The sequence below is a fragment of the Paraburkholderia sp. RL18-085-BIA-A genome (assembly GCF_046027075.1).
In the GTDB taxonomy this organism is placed as follows: Bacteria; Pseudomonadota; Gammaproteobacteria; order Burkholderiales; family Burkholderiaceae; genus Paraburkholderia.
This window is the reverse complement of record NZ_JARESU010000013.1, coordinates 89,317-105,245: the sequence shown is the minus strand read 5'-3', so window position 1 is coordinate 105,245 and position 15,929 is coordinate 89,317. Positions and strand designations below refer to the sequence as shown.

The 15,929-nt window shown below is 63.9% G+C and carries 15 protein-coding genes; 6 read left to right on the top strand and 9 right to left on the bottom strand.

From position 1 onward, the window contains the following. Positions 1 to 88 precede the first annotated feature (88 nt). Positions 89 to 808, top strand: coding sequence for a 3,4-dihydroxy-2-butanone-4-phosphate synthase (gene ribB, locus P0D89_RS12210; protein WP_408355999.1), 720 nt, complete (start codon positions 89 to 91; stop codon positions 806 to 808). Between the two features lie 141 nt (positions 809 to 949). Here ribB and P0D89_RS12205 read toward each other — a convergent pair whose 3' ends face one another. The 3 genes from P0D89_RS12205 to glpD all read right to left on the bottom strand — a co-directional run bounded on the left by P0D89_RS12205 (position 950) and on the right by glpD (position 5,086). Continuing rightward, positions 950 to 1,636, bottom strand: a complete 687-nt coding sequence (locus P0D89_RS12205) for an HAD family hydrolase (RefSeq protein ID WP_408356001.1) — start codon at positions 1,634 to 1,636, stop codon at positions 950 to 952. A gap of 216 nt (positions 1,637 to 1,852) precedes the next feature. Beyond that, positions 1,853 to 3,355 carry a glycerol kinase GlpK gene (gene glpK, locus P0D89_RS12200; protein ID WP_408356003.1) on the bottom strand — a complete coding sequence of 501 codons (1,503 nt, stop codon included), beginning with the start codon at positions 3,353 to 3,355 and terminating at the stop codon, positions 1,853 to 1,855. Positions 3,356 to 3,556: 201 nt separating this feature from the next. Further along, entirely contained in the window at positions 3,557 to 5,086 is a 1,530-nt protein-coding gene (gene glpD / locus P0D89_RS12195; protein WP_408356005.1) for a glycerol-3-phosphate dehydrogenase, read from the bottom strand. Positions 5,087 to 5,300: 214 nt separating this feature from the next. Here glpD and P0D89_RS12190 point away from each other — a divergent pair, with 214 nt between their 5' ends. Continuing rightward, positions 5,301 to 5,675 (top strand): hypothetical protein, encoded by a 375-nt coding sequence (locus P0D89_RS12190; RefSeq protein WP_408356010.1) that lies wholly within the window; start codon positions 5,301 to 5,303, stop codon positions 5,673 to 5,675. 88 nt (positions 5,676 to 5,763) lie between these two features. Here P0D89_RS12190 and P0D89_RS12185 read toward each other — a convergent pair whose 3' ends face one another. The 4 genes from P0D89_RS12185 to P0D89_RS12170 form a co-directional block, all read right to left on the bottom strand. Beyond that, a complete protein-coding gene (locus P0D89_RS12185; RefSeq protein WP_408356012.1) occupies positions 5,764 to 6,429 on the bottom strand; it encodes a TetR/AcrR family transcriptional regulator in 666 nt (221 codons plus the stop codon). Between the two features lie 202 nt (positions 6,430 to 6,631). Further along, a complete protein-coding gene (locus P0D89_RS12180; protein WP_408356014.1) occupies positions 6,632 to 6,829 on the bottom strand; it encodes a hypothetical protein in 198 nt (65 codons plus the stop codon). Between the two features lie 307 nt (positions 6,830 to 7,136). Next, positions 7,137 to 7,916 (bottom strand): DeoR/GlpR family DNA-binding transcription regulator, encoded by a 780-nt coding sequence (locus tag P0D89_RS12175; protein ID WP_408356016.1) that lies wholly within the window; start codon positions 7,914 to 7,916, stop codon positions 7,137 to 7,139. A 187-nt stretch (positions 7,917 to 8,103) separates the two neighbouring features. After that, positions 8,104 to 8,244, bottom strand: coding sequence for a hypothetical protein (locus P0D89_RS12170; RefSeq protein ID WP_408376624.1), 141 nt, complete (start codon positions 8,242 to 8,244; stop codon positions 8,104 to 8,106). On the opposite strand from P0D89_RS12170, the gene ggt reads away from it, so the two are divergent. The 4 genes from ggt to P0D89_RS12150 all read left to right on the top strand — a co-directional run bounded on the left by ggt (position 8,243) and on the right by P0D89_RS12150 (position 13,377). Next, positions 8,243 to 9,880 carry a gamma-glutamyltransferase gene (ggt, locus tag P0D89_RS12165; protein WP_408356018.1) on the top strand — a complete coding sequence of 546 codons (1,638 nt, stop codon included), beginning with the start codon at positions 8,243 to 8,245 and terminating at the stop codon, positions 9,878 to 9,880. The genes P0D89_RS12170 and ggt overlap by 2 nt on opposite strands. Before the next feature lie 306 nt (positions 9,881 to 10,186). Then, positions 10,187 to 11,551: an MFS transporter gene (locus tag P0D89_RS12160; protein ID WP_408356020.1), complete on the top strand. Its 1,365-nt coding sequence runs from the start codon at positions 10,187 to 10,189 to the stop codon at positions 11,549 to 11,551. A 322-nt stretch (positions 11,552 to 11,873) separates the two neighbouring features. Next, positions 11,874 to 12,701: a ferritin-like domain-containing protein gene (locus P0D89_RS12155; protein WP_408356022.1), complete on the top strand. Its 828-nt coding sequence runs from the start codon at positions 11,874 to 11,876 to the stop codon at positions 12,699 to 12,701. Positions 12,702 to 12,840: 139 nt separating this feature from the next. Then, positions 12,841 to 13,377 (top strand): hypothetical protein, encoded by a 537-nt coding sequence (locus P0D89_RS12150; protein ID WP_408356024.1) that lies wholly within the window; start codon positions 12,841 to 12,843, stop codon positions 13,375 to 13,377. Positions 13,378 to 13,422: 45 nt separating this feature from the next. Here the strand turns inward: P0D89_RS12150 and P0D89_RS12145 are convergent, their stop codons facing one another. Then, positions 13,423 to 14,973 carry a DEAD/DEAH box helicase gene (locus P0D89_RS12145; RefSeq protein WP_408356026.1) on the bottom strand — a complete coding sequence of 517 codons (1,551 nt, stop codon included), beginning with the start codon at positions 14,971 to 14,973 and terminating at the stop codon, positions 13,423 to 13,425. Between the two features lie 211 nt (positions 14,974 to 15,184). Beyond that, positions 15,185 to 15,805 carry a PAQR family membrane homeostasis protein TrhA gene (gene trhA / locus P0D89_RS12140; RefSeq protein ID WP_408356028.1) on the bottom strand — a complete coding sequence of 207 codons (621 nt, stop codon included), beginning with the start codon at positions 15,803 to 15,805 and terminating at the stop codon, positions 15,185 to 15,187. Between the last annotated feature and the right edge of the window lie 124 nt (positions 15,806 to 15,929).

Below are 15,929 nucleotides of genomic sequence, written 5' to 3'. Positions count from 1 at the left end.
CGGTGTGCGGCGCTCGGCGGCGCGTCGTTGTCTGTTTGCAATGCCCTGAAACGTTTTTCGCCCAACTTTTGCGATGAGCGTTTCAACTATGTCTTTTGCTACTTTTCCTGCTTCGTCGACGTTTGCGCCGGACGCATTCGCCGATCTCCCGCTGCTCGACACCGAAGCCGTTCCGCCGCGTATCGCCGCCGCGCTGCAAGCGATGCGCGATGGCCGCGCCGTGGTCCTGCAAGACGATCACGACCGCGAGAACGAAGCCGATCTGATCGTGTCGGCCGAGCGCCTTTCCGTCGAAACCATGGCGCTGCTGATCCGCGAATGCAGCGGCATCGTTTGCCTGTGCCTGCCCGACGACAAGATCCGCGCGCTCGAACTGCCGCCGATGGCCGTCAACAACGAAAGCCGTCACGGCACCGCGTTCACGGTGTCGATCGAAGCACGCGACGGCGTGACGACCGGCGTGTCCGCGCTCGATCGTGTGACGACCATTCGCGCAGCGATTGCCGATAACGCGAAGCCCGCCGACATCGTGCGCCCTGGTCACGTGTTCCCTTTGCGCGCGATGCCCGGCGGCGTGCTGGCGCGCCGCGGCCATACCGAAGGCACGGTCGATCTGGCGATTCTCGCCGGGCTGAAGCCGGCGGGCGTGCTGTGCGAACTGATGAACGCCGACGGCACGATGACGCGCGGCGCGGACGTCGAACGCTTCGCCGCGCAACACAATCTGCCGATGCTGACGATCGCGGAACTGGCGGAATTTCGCGCTTCGCTCGCGCAGGCGCGCGAGTGCGTCGCTGACGAAGCCTGATGCAAGTCGCGCGTCGCCCGTGTGAACGGCGTGACGCACGCTGCCAAAATGGAAAAGGCCGGTTCATGAAGAACCGGCCTTTTTTCGTCGCCACCACGCAGGGCTGTGATACAGGCAAGAAGCTACGCGTGCTCCCGCTCGCTACGACTGCACGTCGCCAAACTCGCCGCGCACGCCGGCTTCGACCAGCGCGGGCAATTCATCCATGTGCATCATGATGCGCGTCATGCCCATCTTGCGCAGCGCGTCCGCATAGCCAGCCGGAATATGGCTCGCGCCGACGAAAGCGATCGTCTTCATTCCCGCCGCGCGCGCCGCGTTCAGGCCCGCGACGCTGTCTTCGACCACGAGGCAGCGCGACGGCTCCACGCCAATCGTTTGCGCGGCGAACAGATACACGTCGGGGTAGGGCTTCGGCCGCGCCACCTGTTCGGCGCTGAAAATCCGCTCGCCGAAAATCTGCTGCAAACCCGCGCGCCGGACCGATGCGTTCACGCGCGACGTGCGGCTGTTCGACACGACCGCGACCGGCAGTGTTACGCGTTGCAGCGCGTCGCGCACGCCGTTGATCGGGCTGAGCGATGCCGCGAGCGCCAGCTCGACGTTATGTTCGATAGTGTCGAGAAAGTCGGCGGGCAACCTGATGTCGAAGGACGACTCGATGCTTTCGAGAAAGCGCGACGTTTGCTGACCGAACGCGGTTTTGACGACCGGCTCGAAGTCGAGGTCGGGAAAAGTCGCGGTGAGCGTTTCGAGCATCACGCGATCAGCGATGATTTCGCTGTCGACGAGAACGCCGTCGCAATCACAGATGAGGTGGTCGATCATGCCAGGAAACGGTAAGCGGAGCGCGTGCGAGCGAAGACGGTTGCAGGCTCGGGCGCCGGGATGGAAAGCATCATGATACGTGTTTTGATGCCGCCGGATTCCGGATCGGCGCGCGTGTAAGGTGCGGATGCGGGCGCCCCGCCGCCGGGCGCGCGGGAGCGCGATGACTGAAGCAGGTCGCCGGCCAGAACGACTATAGCGACCACAACGATCCGATCAGCCAGGCATATCCGCCCACGCTTTCGCCGCGCGGATCGCCCGCTGCCAGCCGTCAAGGCATGCCTTGACCTCGGCGTGAGGCAGCGCAGGCGTGAAGCGCCGCTCGAGCTGCCACTGGTTTTGCAGCTCGTCGACATTTTGCCAGTAGCCGACCGCGAGACCGGCCAGGTAAGCCGCGCCCAACGCGGTCGTTTCCGCCACCTTCGGCCGCACCGCGTCGACGCCGAGAATGTCCGCCTGGAATTGCATCAGCAGATTGTTCGTGCAGGCGCCGCCGTCCACGCGCAATTCGCCGATGCGAATGCCGGAGTCGGCTTCCATCGCCTTCAGCACGTCGAGCGATTGATAGGCGATCGAGTCGAGCGCGGCACGTGCGATATGCGCGGAACTCGTACCGCGCGTCACGCCGAACAGCGTGCCGCGAGCGTGCGCGTTCCAATGCGGCGCGCCGAGGCCGGCGAACGCCGGCACCAGATACACGCCGTCGCAATGCGGCACGCTGCGCGCGAGCGTTTCGATCTCGGCGGCATTCTTGATGATGCCGAGGCCGTCGCGCAGCCATTGCACCACCGCGCCGCCGATGAAGATGCTGCCTTCGAGCGCGTAGTCGATCCTGTCGCCGATCTGCCACGCAATCGTCGTGACGAGATTGTTTTTCGATTCGATCGGCTTGTCGCCGGTGTTCATCACGAGGAAGCAGCCGGTGCCGTAGGTGTTCTTCACCATGCCGGACTCCGTGCACATCTGTCCGAATAGCGCAGCGTGCTGATCGCCGGCGATGCCCGCGAGCGGAATCTTCGATGCGAACACCGTGGTCTTGGTCGGCCCATACACCTCCGACGACGCCCGCACTTCCGGCAGCATACTGCGCGGAATCTCGAGCATGTCGAGCAGTTCGTCGTCCCATTTCAGCGTGTGGATGTTGAACAGCATGGTGCGCGATGCGTTGGTCACGTCGGTGACGTGCAGGCCGCCCTTGGTGAAGTTCCACACGAGCCAGCTGTCGACGGTGCCGAACGCGAGGCGGCCTTGGCGCGCTTTCTCGCGCGCGCCTTCGACGTTGTCGAGAATCCAGCGGATCTTGGTCGCCGAGAAATACGAGTCGATCGGTAGACCGGTTTTCGCGCGGACCTTTTCTTCGAGCCCCTGCTTTTTGAGCTCGTCGCAGAAGTCGGCGGTGCGGCGGTCCTGCCAGACGATCGCGTTATAGACCGGGTGGCCGGTTTCGCGATCCCACACGATGGTGGTTTCGCGTTGATTGGTGATGCCGATCGCGGCGATCGAGGTGCCGTTCATGCCGGCGCGCGTCACGGCTTCCGCGGCGACGCCGGCCTGGGTCGACCAGATTTCCTGCGGGTCGTGCTCGACCCAACCCGGATGCGGATAGATCTGCTGGAATTCTTTCTGCGCGATCGACACGATGCTGCCGCGCCGGTCGAACAGCATCGCACGCGAGCTGGTGGTGCCTTGGTCAAGCGCGAGGATGTACTGATCCTGCATTGTCTCTTCTCCATGCGTTTGCGAATCCCCGGACTGTTGACCGGCGATGGGAACGGCCTGTTGTTTTCAGCGGGCGGCAACCGGATGTGATTGTGCAGCCCGGCGTGGTCCAGCCGGAAGGGGGGAATTGATTCCCGTCGAGCGCGCAGCGCACGCCACGTTGCGGTGCTTTGTATTCCCAACCCTGTGCCTCTATGCAGTCTAGGCACTCTGCCGCGCGGGTTCACGCGCGAACCATGCGTCGATCTCGCGCGTGACGGAGTCGAGCGTGCCCGGTTCGACGTGCAGACCGAGTTTCGAACGGCGCCACAGCACGTCCTGAGCACTGCATGCCCATTCGGTATTGCGCAAGTAAGTCAGTTCAGCTTCGTAAAGACCCGGCGCGAATGCGCGGCCGAGATCGGCCACCGAGCGCGCATTGCCGATCACCCGTGTGACGCGCGTGCCATAGGCGCGCGCGAGGCGGTGCGCGAGATCGGCCGGCAGCCACGCAAGCTGCTGCCTGATGCCGCTCAGGAAGCGCTCGAAGTCGGCGTGCGGAATATCGCCGCCGGGCAACGGCGCCCCGACGGTCCACGCGGGCGCGCCCTTGTGCAACGCCTGCGCGAGCGTGTCGACGGCCTGTTCCGCGAGCTTGCGGAAGGTCGTGATCTTGCCGCCGAACACCGACAGCAGCGGCGCTTCGCCCTCGGGTGCGTCGAGTTCGAGCGAGTAGTCGCGCGTGACCGCCGACGGATTGTCCGCGCCTTCTTCCTCGAGCAGCGGACGTACGCCGGAGTAGGTCCAGCGCACGTCGGCCGGCGAGATCTTCTGCTTGAAGTAGCGGTTGATGGAGTCGCACAGGTACTGCGTTTCGCCGGCGTCGATCGCCACATGCGACGGGTCGCCGCGATATTCGAGGTCGGTCGTGCCGATCAGCGTGTAATCGGTTTCGTACGGAATCGCGAAGATGATCCGCTTGTCCGGGTTCTGGAAGATGTACGCGTGGTCGTGTTCGAACAGGCGCCGGGTGACGATGTGGCTGCCTTTCACGAGGCGCACACTCCTTGTCGCCTGACGGCCGAGCGCCCCTTGCAACAGCTCGCCGACCCACGGGCCCGCGGCGTTCGCAATCGACGCGGCGCACACGTCGAAGGTCGTGCCGTCCGCGCGCCGCAGCTGCGCGCGCCATTCGCCGCCGGCGCGCACCGCGCTGACCAGCTTTGTGCGCGTGAGAATCGTCGCGCCGTGCTCTTGCGCATCGAGCGCGTTCAGCACGACCAGACGCGCGTCGTTGACCCAGCCGTCCGAATACACGAAACCGCGCTTGATCGAATCGACCAGCGGCGCTCCCGCCGGATGGTTGCGCATCGTGATACCGCGCGAACCCGGCAGCAGTTCGCGTTTGGCAAGATGGTCGTACAGGAACAGGCCCGCTCGGATCAACCAGGCCGGACGCAGATCGGGCATGTGCGGCATCACGAAGCGCAGCGGCCATATGATGTGCGGCGCCGCGCGCAGCAGCGTTTCGCGCTCCTGCAACGCTTTGCGCACCAGTCCGAACTCGCGGTATTCGAGGTAGCGCAGGCCGCCGTGAATCAGCTTGGTGCTGGCCGACGACGTGTGCGAGGCCAGATCGTCCTGCTCACACAGCAGCACCGACAGGCCGCGGCCGGCCGCATCGCGTGCGATGCCTGCACCGTTGATCCCGCCGCCTACGACGAGCAAATCGTATTTCGAGCCTTGCGTCACCTGCCGGGTCCTCTGGGTTGCGCGTTGATGTTGCGCGTGAAAAGCCGTTTGGAAAATCTGGCGAACCGATCGTGTTCGTTTTCGAACTCTAATGAACATATTCGAAAAAGTAAAGTTCGCTTTATCTGAACGGCGCTTGTCCGATCGGCTAGGGGAGTGGCGCAACGCGCGGCCGCGGACGATACTCTCGGCACAGCCATATCGAGGTGGATCAATGCGTGGACTTTTGATGATCGGCGCCACTGCGCTTCTCGCCGGATGCGTCAGCTCGCCGAGCCTGAATGGAACGATGGGCGCGCCGTCGTTCGAGGCGCTACAGCAGATGTGCACGGCCCAGACCGTTGACTACGGGCAGGACGCGCAAGGTGTCTACGCGGCGATGTTCGATGCTTACGTGGCGACCCGGCGCGGCAAGGTGTCGAAGGACGAGTTCTGTGCGTTCCAGGCGTCGATCGCCCAGCGTCATGCGAGCGAGGGCGTGAGCACCGACCCGCAGGTGCGCAACCGGTGGGTCGAGTTTTTCACCGATCAGCGGGCAAAGGCATTGAGCTGGCGCGCGGCGGTCGATCCGACCCTGCGCAGCGGTTGAGTCGGGGCGTTTGAGTTTCGTTTTGACGAGCGGCGTGCGTTGACTGCTGTGCTGCGCGCGAACTGAATCGTGCGTTGGACGCGTTGGGTTAGCCGCGTCGCGGCTGCGCGCCGCGCCACAGCATGCGGCGCATCTGCGCGAACACGGCTTCGCGCGTCGGCGTCGGATGGGTGGTTGCCTCGGTGCTTGCCTTGTCCGCTTCGTTTGCAGCGGCGGCTTGTTGCGCCTCGGGCAGCGGCAACTGGTTGGCGAGCGCCAGCATCGTGAAGCCGTGCAGGCTCGCCCAATACGCGTAGGCGATCAACTGCGGGTCGCCTTCCAGCACGCCAGCCGCAACGAGCCCTTCGAAGTGCGCGCCGAGCAGCCGCCACGCGCGTTGCGACGCGGCGGCGAGTTCCGGATAAACGCCTTGCTGCGGCGTTTGATCGAACATCAAACGATAGGCGTGCGGTTCGTCGAGTGCGAACGCGACGTAGGCCTCGCTCACCGGCGACTGATCGGCCGCGGGGGCGTTGTTCGCGGCGGCTTCGAGGCGGGCCGTGAAGCGGTTGAACGCCGCAGCGCGGACCATGGCGAGGATCTCGTCCTTGTCGCGGAAGTAGCGGTACGGCGTCATCGCGCTGCAACCGAGTTCCTTCGCCAATTCGCGCATCGTCACCCCTTGGGCGCCGCGCGTGGCGAATGCATTCTCGGCCACACGGCGCATGGCCTCGCGAAATTGCTGGATGTCGTCGGCGGAGAGGGTTTTGGGCATGCGCGAAGGGCTGAAAGTCCGTCGCGGCAATTTACTGCGTAAATGACCTGTGCACAACAAATCGGCCGCCGGGGCGGCGGCCTTGTCGTGCGAAGAAAATCAGTACAGTTTGAAGAGGCCGAGGATGCGCGGGAACCGACGCACCCTGCCGTCACTACAAGGCAGGTCGCACACTGCAACAGCAGCGACAAGCCCTATGACACTAGGAAAGACGCTTGATGGCACGCAATGCGTTGTCGCCGGATTCCGTCACGCGCCATTGTTCATTGCCCGACGCGAGGCGTTCGAGTTGTACCAACTGACGTTCCAGCAATGCGTCGAGTTCTTCTCGGCCCATGTCGACTTGATTGGGGGCGTCCTTGACGAGCAACAACGTGGCGAATTCATGCGGACTCAGCATCTTTCTCTCCATGTCAAGCAAACGCGGACGGCCTTGCCGGCAACTGGCAGGGTGCCAGTGAAGTCCGCGGGAAGATCAGGCGGGAAGTACGGCTTACACGACAGATTCACTCAACCGGCGATACGCAGAATGCGGAACGGACGCCGGGAACTGGAGTGTAGTCAACCGTGCGCCAAACACCAAACACTCCCCAGTTAATATTCCGTTTGACAATCTGGCGTCCCACAGGCGGTTCGGAGCCGCAGCCAGATCCTTGATTTCACTCGAAGTTTTGCGTGCGCTGCAGCATGGCGGAAAACGCCTTCACCTAGCCGGCGACATACACCTGGCAATTGGCGGCGGCGAGCGTTTCGAGCATCTCGGGGGGCGGGGCGGCGTCGGTGAAGAGCGCGTCGATCTGATCGAGATGGCCTTGGCGAACGAGCGCCGGGCGGCCGAATTTCGAACTGTCGGCGGCGAGGAACACCGTGCGCGCGTGCTCGATGATCGCCTCGGCCACGCGCACTTCGCGAGTGTCGAAATCGCGCAGCGTGCCATCGGTTTCTATGCTCGACGTGCCGATGATTGCGAAGTCCACCTTGAACTGGCGGATGAAGTCGATCGCCAGTTCGCCGACGATCCCTTTGTCCCACGGCCGCACGATGCCGCCTGTCACCAGCACCTCGCAATCCGGATAGCCGCTCATCATGCTGGCGACGTTCAGATTGTTGGTGATGACGCGCAGGCCGCGATGCCGGTTGAGCGCGCGGGCGACTTCCTCGGTGGTGGTGCCGAGGTTGATGAACAGCGAGGCCTGATCGGGAATGTGAGTGGCCACTAGCGCCGCAATGCGCCGCTTCTCGTCATGGAACATGCGCTGGCGCGCGGTGTACGAGACGTTCTCGGAACTGGTCGGCAGACTGGCGCCGCCGTGATAGCGACGCAGCAGGTTCATGTCGGCGAGCCAGTTGACGTCGCGGCGGATCGTCTGCGGCGTCACGTCGAAGTGGGACGCGAGGTCGTCCACGGTCACGAAGCCGTCGCGTTGCACCCACTCCAGCAATTCCTGTTGCCGGGCGTTGAGAGTCAGGCGGGGGTCTCGGGTCATCGGTGTCGGGTCGTGGGATGAATATCGGCTTGGCCTGCCGCCGGCGCAATGCGCAAGGCGGGAAAGCGGGTCAGGCATGAACGGTTGCGGGTATTGTAAGACCATCGGACCCCGTCTTCGCCAACGCGTGCCACACGCATAAACGGCGCGACGGCCGCTAGAACATCCATTCAGGCGATCAACTCATTTATTCATTTGATAAATGAATTTGTTTTTTGAGCCGGTTCGCGCTGCAATCCTGGGTTTCGCGGATTACCGCGTTCACGTGTTTTCCCTGGTTTCCGGCGTCCTTCTCAAGCCGGACCGCGCCTTCGAGAGTGTTCGACATGACTGGCTTCAACTGGCAAAACCCCTATCCGACGCCGCGTCTGCCTGTATTCGCGCGCAACATCGTTTCGACTTCGCACCCGCTCGCCGCGCAAGCCGGCTTGCGCATGCTGTGGAAAGGCGGCAATGCCGTCGACGCGGCGATCGCGGCGGCCGCCGCCATCACCGTGGTCGAGCCGGTGTCGTGCGGCCTTGGCGGCGACGCGTTCGCGCTGGTGTGGGACGGCAAGAAGCTGCATGGGCTGAACGCGTCGGGCGTGTCGCCGGCCGCCTGGAACGTCGACTACTTCAAGCGCAAGTACGGCGAGGAGAACGGCCTCGCGAAGCAGCCCAAGCGTGGCTGGGATGCGGTGACGGTGCCCGGCGTGATCGCGGGCTGGGAAGCGTTGCATCAGAAGTTCGGCACGCTGCCGTTCGCGGACCTAATGGAGCCGGCGATCGAGATCGCCGAGCGCGGTCACGCGGTGGCGAGCATCGTCGCCTACAAGTGGGCGGCGGCCGTACCGGAGTTGAAGGACCTGCCGGGCTTCGCGCAAACCTTCATGCCGCGCGGCCGTGCGCCGGAAGTGAGCGAGCTGGTGCGCTTCCCCGGCCACGCGAAGACCCTGCGCAAGCTCGCGGAGCAAGGCCCGCGCGCGTACTACGAGGGCGAGATCGCCGAGCAGATTGCGGCATTCGCCCGCAAAGGCGGCGCCGCGCTGACGCTCGACGATCTGCGCAACTACCGTGCGGATTGGGTCGAGCCGATCGGCAAGGATTATCGCGGCTACACCGTGCATGAGATTCCGCCGAACGGCCAAGGCATCGCGGCGCTGATCGCGCTGGGCATCCTCGAAAAATTCGATGTGAAGGAACTGGCGGTCGACAACGTCGAATCGCAGCATTTGCAGATCGAAGCGATGAAGCTGGCGTTCGCCGATGTCTACCGCTACGTCGCCGATCCGCGCTCGATGGAAGTCACGCCCGAGCAGATGCTCGACGACGCGTACCTCACGTCGCGCGCGAAGCTGATCGACCATAAGCGTGCGACGCAATTCGACTTCGGCATGCCGAAGGCGGGTGGCACCATCTACATGTCGGTGGCCGACGAGCGCGGCATGATGGTGAGCTTCATCCAGTCGAACTACATGGGCTTCGGCTCGGGCATCGTGGTGCCGGACAGCGGCATCGCGATGCAGAACCGCGGCTGCGGCTTCTCGATGGACCCGAAGTCGCCGAACGTGGTGGAAGGCGGCAAGCGGCCGTTCCATACGATCATCCCGTCGTTCCTCACGCAGCAGGTGAACGGCCAGCAGGAAGCGGTGATGAGCTTCGGCGTGATGGGCGGCGACATGCAGCCGCAAGGGCACCTGCAATCCATCGTGCGAATGCTCGACTACGGCCAGCAGCCCCAGGCCGCGTGCGACGCGCCGCGCTGGAAGGTCAATCGCGACTTCACGATCGACATCGAATCGACGCTCGATCCGAAGACCGCCGAGGCGTTGCAGAAGCTCGGCCACACGATCAAGTCGGTCGACGATCCGTATATGGACTTCGGCTCCGGCCAATACATCTGGAAGCTCGATCGCAACGATCCGGAACGCGGCTACGTGGCGGCTAGCGACAGCCGCCGCGACGGTCTGGCTGCGGGGTTCTGAACCCGCGAACGCGCGGCGTGGCGCTGTCTGTGCGCATACCTGGGGACGCCGCTGCTCGCGGCGTGCGAGCGGCACCGCGTTGAGCTTCATCGACGCAGCGCGCACGGCGCCGCGCATCGCCGTGCGTCGCAGCATCCCCTCAGCAGTGCTCATTGACCTACTTCTGACGCGCAAGCCAGGCGGACTGCCCGCGAGCGCCGGCATCGCGCGAAACCGGGCGCTCGGCGCGCCGATGGCGCTTCGGCACCATCACGCTCACCACACCACACCAGCCGCATCAGACGGCCCAATAACGCAGGAGACATCATGCACACCCCCGCGTCGCCATCCGCGACAGCTTCCCCCGATTCGTCGCCCGCACCGCTTTCCAAAGCAATGGTGCGGCGAATCGTGTTTTCGTCATCGATCGGCAATGCGCTCGAGTGGTTCGACTTTCTGGTCTACGGCTACTTCGCGACGATCATCGCCAAACAGTTTTTCCCGATGCAGGACGAGTGGCTCTCGACGCTGCTCGCCATCGCCACCTTCGGCATCTCGTTCCTGATGCGTCCGCTGGGCGCGATCGTGCTGGGTATCTACGGCGACCGCAAAGGCCGCAAGTCGGCGCTCACGCTCGCCATCGCGCTGATGATGGTCGGCACCTTCACGATGGCGGTGATGCCGCCGTATGCGTCGATCGGCATTGCGGCGCCGTTGCTGGTTCTGTTCGCGCGACTCGTGCAAGGGTTCGCGGTGGGCGGCGAGTTCGGCAGCGCGACGGCCTTCATGGTCGAGCACAGCGCCTCGCGCCGCGGTTACTACGCGAGCTGGCAGTTCGCGAGCCAGGGGCTGGCGGCGATCACGGCCGCGGCCTTCGGCTCCCTGCTGACCGCGTGGATGCCGCCCGAGCATCTGAATAGCTGGGGCTGGCGCGTACCGTTCGTGTTCGGTTTGCTGGTCGGCCCGGTGGGCTTCTACATCCGTTCGCATCTCGACGAGACGCCGGAGTTTCTCGCCTTGCGCAAAGCGCGCGAGGCGGCCGGCGCGAGCAAGGCAGCAAGCGTAGACGAGGGCGCGTCGTTCGCCAGCCAGTGGGTCAATCTGCTGCTCGCGGTCGGCATCGTCGCGCAGTCGACGGTCGGCGTGTATGTGCTGCAACTCTATATGCCGATGTACGCGGTCAAGCAGTTGCACATGCCCGCGGCCGCATCGTTCGGCGTGGTGGTGCTCAACGGCGGACTGCAGTTCATCCTGTCGCCGGTGATGGGCGCATTGTCCGACCGTATCGGCCGGATTCGCATCATGCTGACTACGTCGATCCTGATGGGCTTGTTGATCTATCCGATGTTCGCATGGCTGCAGTCGCATCCGACGATCGGCTGGCTGATGTTGCTGCAAGCCACGGCCGGTATCTTCAAGGCCGCTTACTCCGGACCGATGCCTGCGCTGATGTCGGAGATCTTTCCGACGCACGTGCGCTCGACGGGTCTTTCGATCGGCTACAGCATCGGCGTGACGATTTTCGGCGGGTTTGCGCCGACCATCGTCGAGACGTTCATTCATCTGACCGGAGACAAGCTTGCGCCAAGTTACTACGTGTTGCTTGCCGCGGTGCTGTCGGGCGTGTCGCTGATCATCGTCGCGTGGCGCATGCGCCGGGCGGGTTCCGTGCACAGCATTCAGCCCGCCTGAGCGCATGCCGGCGGCGGCGCTCATGGACGCCGCGCCAGCCTCGTCAGGCGCGACTCGCGGGGCTTCGTGCCCAACTCAAAGCCAGCTCTTCGGGCTGGCTTTTTTACGGCCGAATATTTCGACTATTTTCGAAGTGGAACTGCGGCTGCCCGGCATGGTCTGTGCTGTGGTTACCTGCAGAGTTGGCAAACACCGGCTAAGATGCAGATAGAAGGGGTTAACTCTAATTCAAGCGCTGTATCCGGCACGGCGAACCGCACGGCGAGTGCGAACGGTTTCGAGCATGCTTTACGAGTCGATACAGCATTCGGAGCAAGACACGATGCACACCGAGCTGAACCATGTCATGCCCTGGCGGATCGAGGACATCGACCTCACCCGCATTGATCGGCAAAAGGCCGTCGCTAACGAGGACCTCCTGCTGCTCCTGTGCGCGGCTTCGTTCATTGAGAGCGGCACCGACCTTTACACGACCAATCTGAGTACGTTCTTCAACGACGATCCCGAAGTTTCGGCCTGGCTCAACAACGAGTGGGAGCCGGAGGAAATGCAGCATGGCCGCGCGCTCAAGACGTATGTGGCCTACGTGTGGCCCGAATTCGACTGGGATACCGCGTTCCGCAATTTCATGGACGAATATTCGCTGACCTGTTCGGTCGAAGATTTCGAAAAGACCCGCGCGCTCGAAATGGTCGCGCGCTGTGTGGTGGAAACGGGCACGGCGACGCTGTATCGCGCGATCGGCGAATGTTCGGATGAACAGGTGCTCAAGCAGATCACCGACAATATTCGCACCGACGAAGTCCGTCACTACAAACACTTTTTCAAGTTCTTCAAGAAGTACAACAGGATTGAAGGCAACGGCCGTCTCGCCGTGCTCGGCGCGTTGATGCGCCGCGTGATGGAGATCAAGAACGAGGACTCGGAGATCGCGCTGCGCCACGTGTTCGCAATTCGCTATCCGGAGCGCGTGCATGATTCGGCGTATAACCGCGACCGCGCGGCGCGGATCAATGCGCTGGTGCGGCGCAATCTTTCCGCCGACATGTGCGTGAAGATGCTGCTCAAGCCGCTCAATCTTCCTGCGAAAATTCAGCCGGGCGTGCACTACCCGCTCGCGAAGATCACGCAGCATGTGTTCTTTCGCTGAGTAGCGGATAGAGTGCACAACGTGTGATCGCGCGGCGACAAAGCGACCCGACGACACAACGATGAATGGCCCGCCAATGCGGGCCATTCTTTTTTCGAGGCATGATTGAGCCTTGCCCACCTTCAACCGGATCGACAGCATGAGCGATTCCTCCGCACCCGGATCCACACCCGCGCGTCCGCTCGAACAAAGCGTGTTCGATGAATGGCCCGATGCCGTGCGCGCGTTGTTCGACGGTTCTTCGCTGGCGAGCAAGATGGGGTTCACCGCGTCGCTGCTGAGCGTCGATACGAACGGCCATGTGCGCACATCGCTACTGAGTGTCGGCGAGTTGTATGCGCCCGACTCGCGCACGCTGTGCTTTGCGTTGTGGCCGCAAGCGAGGGCGGCGCGCGCGATTGCGCAAAGCGGCCGCGCCGCGCTCAGCTTTGTCTGCGACGCAGCGTTCTATCAGGTGCAGTTGCTCGTCGCGCCGCTAGCCGGCGTTGATGGCGACGATAGCGGGCTCGTCTATCTGATTGGCTCGATAGATACAGCCGACGCGCAGAGCGTGCGTTATGCGCGCCTGACAAGCGGCATTACGTTCGAACTGGAAGGAGAGGGAAGTGCGGTGCTCGACCGGTGGGAACGGCAGATCGAGCACCTGAAGCAAGCCGCCGCCGCGGCCGGCCGTTAGCCCCTCGACGAGGGACCTCGGCTGGCAGGCCAACAGCTTCGAAGCTTAGCGGCCGCGCTGGCCGCTGCGCGTCGGCATGCCGCCACGCGGCGCGTCGTTGCGCGGCTTTGCGCCGCCCAGCAACGCACCCGGGTTGCTGCCTTGTGGCTTGTTGCCCTGCGGCTTGCGCGGCGCGTGCTGCGCGGCGCTACTTTCATGCGCGACTGCGCGCGGCCGGTCGTCGTGACGCTGGCCGTCGCGGCGCGGCTGGCCGCCGTTGCCGGCCGGCTTCGCGCCTTGCGGCTTCGGCTGCTGCTGACCGTTCGCCGGACGTTGACCAGAGCGTTGCGACGGCTTCGCCGAAGCGGCGCCGTCACGTTTGGGCGCGCCTTGTCCTTGACGCGGCGAGCGTCCCCCACCGCCACCACCGCCGCCCTGGCCACGGCGCAGGATCGGCTCCGGCTTCGCGGTCGGGTCCGGCTCGAATCCGGCGATCACTTCCTGCGGCACCGGTCGCTTGATCAGCTTCTCGATGTCCTTCAGTAGTTGCAATTCGTCGACGCACACCAGCGACACCGCTTCGCCCGTCGCACCCGCGCGGCCCGTGCGGCCGATGCGGTGCACGTAGTCTTCCGGCACGTTCGGCAGGTCGTAGTTGACCACGTGCGGCAGCTGATCGATATCGATGCCGCGCGCGGCGATGTCGGTCGCGACCAGCACCTGCAGCGTGCCGTCCTTGAACTCCGCGAGCGCGCGCGTGCGCGCCGACTGGCTCTTGTTGCCGTGAATCGCGAGCGCGGTGATGCCGTCCTTGGTCAACTGCTCGGCCAGGCGGTTGGCGCCGTGCTTGGTGCGCGTGAACACCAGCACCTGAAACCAGTTGTGCTGCTTGATCAGATGCGTGAGCAGTTCGCGCTTCTTGTCGCGGTCTACGGGGTGAATCTTTTGCGCGACCGTTTCCGCCGTCGTGTTGCGGCGAGCCACTTCGATCAGCGCCGGCGAGTCGAGCAGGTTGTCGGCGAGGGTCTTGATCTCGTCGGAGAAGGTGGCCGAGAACAGCAGGTTCTGACGCTTGGGCGGCAGCTTCGCGAGCACCCGCTTGATGTCGTGGATGAAGCCCATGTCGAGCATGCGGTCGGCTTCGTCGAGCACGAGAATCTCGAGATGCGACAGGTCGATGGTCTTCTGCTGCATGTGGTCGAGCAGACGGCCCGGCGTCGCGACGACGATGTCCACGCCGCTCCTTAGCGCGCCGATCTGCGGATTGATGCCGACGCCGCCGAACATGACGGTCGACTTCAGCTTCAGATACTTGCCGTACGCGCGCACGCTTTCTTCGACCTGTGCGGCCAGCTCGCGCGTGGGCGTGAGGATCAGCGCGCGCACTGCGCGCTTGCCCGAGCCCGCGGTGACCGCGGGCATCGAATTGAGGCGCTGCAGAATGGGCAGCGTGAAGCCGGCGGTCTTGCCGGTGCCGGTCTGCGCGCCGGCCAGCAGGTCGCCGCCGTTGAGCACGGCGGGGATCGCTTGCGTCTGGATCGGTGTCGGGGTGGTGTAGCCGAGTTCGTGTACAGCGCGGACCAACGGTTCGGACAAGCCGAGGGAATCAAAAGACATAAAAGCTCTTTGCAATGCAGTTTCGCGAACGGCGCATATGGGCCCAGGCGGGCATCAACGCGGCATGAACACGCCCGCATGGCGCGTTCGAGGCCAAAGCCCAGTTCCGGTCGCAGAGAAATCGGCGGCACGCTCAAACACGTGCCGAATGCTTCAACGCGCTATGCAGACACGTTGACTGGCCTTAAGTTGCATTTCGTCGCCGTGGATGTCACGCGACATAGCGCGCAACACTGACGAATTGACACAGACTGCCCGCCAGTACGAACAGGTGCCAGATACCATGTCCATGCCGGATGCGCTCGTCGTTGATGAAGAAGTAGATGCCGGCGCTGTAGATGACCCCGCCGGCCACGAGCCATGCGGTACCCGCTGCCGGTAATGCTTGCACCAGCGGGCGGACGGCCACGAGCGCGAGCCATCCCATCAACACATACAGCACCATCGAAACGCTGCGGGTGCGTCGCCCGAGCGTCAGTTCCTGCACGATGCCGAGAACGGCAAGCCCCCAGCTTACGCCGAATAACGACCAGCCCCACGGCCCGCGCAATGTGACAAGCGTGAACGGAGTGTAGCTGCCCGCGATCAGCAGATAGATCGCCGAATGGTCGCATTTCTGGAGAACCGCTTTCACACGCGGGTTGCGCACGCTGTGGTAGAGCGTCGAGATAGCATACAGCACGAACAGCATCGCACCGTACACGCTGAAGCTGACCACCTTGTACGCGTCGCCGTCGAGCGCGCCCATTGTGACGAGCGTCGCCAGCCCCACCACCGACAACACGGCGCCGACGAGATGGGTAATGCTGTTCAAACGCTCACCGACATGCACGGCTCTTTCCTCCTGCGCGGTTTCATAAGAGCAAGTAAGTACAAACCCGCCCACATGATACCGGTCCTGCAAAAACGAAGGGCGCGGCCGCGAAACTCGCAGGCCGCGCCCAGGGTGCAACGAA

Bases quoted from the DNA above. Each gene is read 5' to 3' on its own strand.
- P0D89_RS12150 (WP_408356024.1), top strand. From the start codon at position 12,841: ATGAGCGATTCCTCCGCACCCGGATCCACACCCGCGCGTCCGCTCGAA.
- P0D89_RS12190 (WP_408356010.1), top strand. From the start codon at position 5,301: ATGCGTGGACTTTTGATGATCGGCGCCACTGCGCTTCTCGCCGGATGC.
- ggt (WP_408356018.1), top strand. From the start codon at position 8,243: ATGACTGGCTTCAACTGGCAAAACCCCTATCCGACGCCGCGTCTGCCT.
- glpK (WP_408356003.1), bottom strand. From the start codon at position 3,355: ATGCAGGATCAGTACATCCTCGCGCTTGACCAAGGCACCACCAGCTCG.
- ribB (WP_408355999.1), top strand. From the start codon at position 89: ATGTCTTTTGCTACTTTTCCTGCTTCGTCGACGTTTGCGCCGGACGCA.
- P0D89_RS12175 (WP_408356016.1), bottom strand. From the start codon at position 7,916: ATGACCCGAGACCCCCGCCTGACTCTCAACGCCCGGCAACAGGAATTG.
- P0D89_RS12145 (WP_408356026.1), bottom strand. From the start codon at position 14,973: ATGTCTTTTGATTCCCTCGGCTTGTCCGAACCGTTGGTCCGCGCTGTA.
- P0D89_RS12160 (WP_408356020.1), top strand. From the start codon at position 10,187: ATGCACACCCCCGCGTCGCCATCCGCGACAGCTTCCCCCGATTCGTCG.
- P0D89_RS12185 (WP_408356012.1), bottom strand. From the start codon at position 6,429: ATGCCCAAAACCCTCTCCGCCGACGACATCCAGCAATTTCGCGAGGCC.
- P0D89_RS12180 (WP_408356014.1), bottom strand. From the start codon at position 6,829: ATGCTGAGTCCGCATGAATTCGCCACGTTGTTGCTCGTCAAGGACGCC.
- P0D89_RS12155 (WP_408356022.1), top strand. From the start codon at position 11,874: ATGCACACCGAGCTGAACCATGTCATGCCCTGGCGGATCGAGGACATC.
- P0D89_RS12205 (WP_408356001.1), bottom strand. From the start codon at position 1,636: ATGATCGACCACCTCATCTGTGATTGCGACGGCGTTCTCGTCGACAGC.
- P0D89_RS12170 (WP_408376624.1), bottom strand. From the start codon at position 8,244: ATGTCGAACACTCTCGAAGGCGCGGTCCGGCTTGAGAAGGACGCCGGA.